This is a genomic window from Microbacterium sp. OR21 (genome assembly GCF_047306785.1).
In the GTDB taxonomy this organism is placed as follows: domain Bacteria; phylum Actinomycetota; class Actinomycetes; order Actinomycetales; family Microbacteriaceae; genus Microbacterium; species Microbacterium esteraromaticum_E.
In genome coordinates this window covers 1-693 of the sequence record NZ_JAZEXJ010000017.1, presented here as the reverse complement: position 1 = coordinate 693, position 693 = coordinate 1, and the positions used below count along the sequence as shown (strand labels likewise).

Here is a 693-nt window from a genome sequence, read left to right as displayed (position 1 = left end):
CCGAGTGCCCCGCTCGCTGCGCTCGCAGGGACGGGCGCCCGGCAGGCCGGGCGCTGCGCGCGGGGTCGGGCCGCTGCGCGGCCCTCCGGTTGGGTGCGGTGTGCGTGCCTCTGGCTGGCGGTCTCGGGGTGGCTGGTGTCGGTACGTATGCCGGTCACGAGTCTCCCGCTCAGCGAGATCGTCGAGATCCATCGGATCCTCGACACGCACCACGCCGTCGGCAAGACCGTCGTGGACCTCTCCGACAACCCGCACCTGCCCCAGGAGGCGTGACCAGATGTCCACGACGCAGACGCCGACGCTGACGCTGATCGGCCCCGGTCGGCACGGCACAGCGATCGCAGGCCTGTTCGCCTCCCACGGCGTGAACATCAGCCTGTTCCACTACAAGCCGGCGAAGGCTGAGGCCGCCGCCCGGCGACTCCGACCGATCGCGCGGAATGCCCGCATCGACATAGCGACATCCCTGGAGGAAGCCGCCCAGGCATCCCCGTTCCTTGCCCTCACCACCCTCTGGGGCGCCCCGCAGCAGGCGGTGGTCTCTGCACTCGGGGACCTCCTGGACGGCAAGATCCTGATCGACGTCGCCAACCCGCTGGACGTCACGCCCACGGGCGTGCAGCTGCGGCGACCCGTGGAAGGGTCTGCGGGGCAGTACCTGGCGTCGCTCCTTCCGGCGAACGTGGGACACGT

Annotated in this window: 2 protein-coding genes; both read left to right on the top strand. The window is 71.0% G+C overall.

Annotated elements, in window-relative coordinates; genetic code table 11:
• A partial coding sequence (locus V2S04_RS14920; RefSeq protein WP_413639126.1) for a hypothetical protein occupies positions 1–273 on the top strand: 273 nt, incomplete at its 5' end.
• A 4-nt stretch (positions 274–277) separates the two neighbouring features.
• Positions 278–693 (top strand): NAD(P)-binding domain-containing protein (locus tag V2S04_RS14915; RefSeq protein WP_413639125.1); only part of this gene is annotated, 416 nt, incomplete at its 3' end.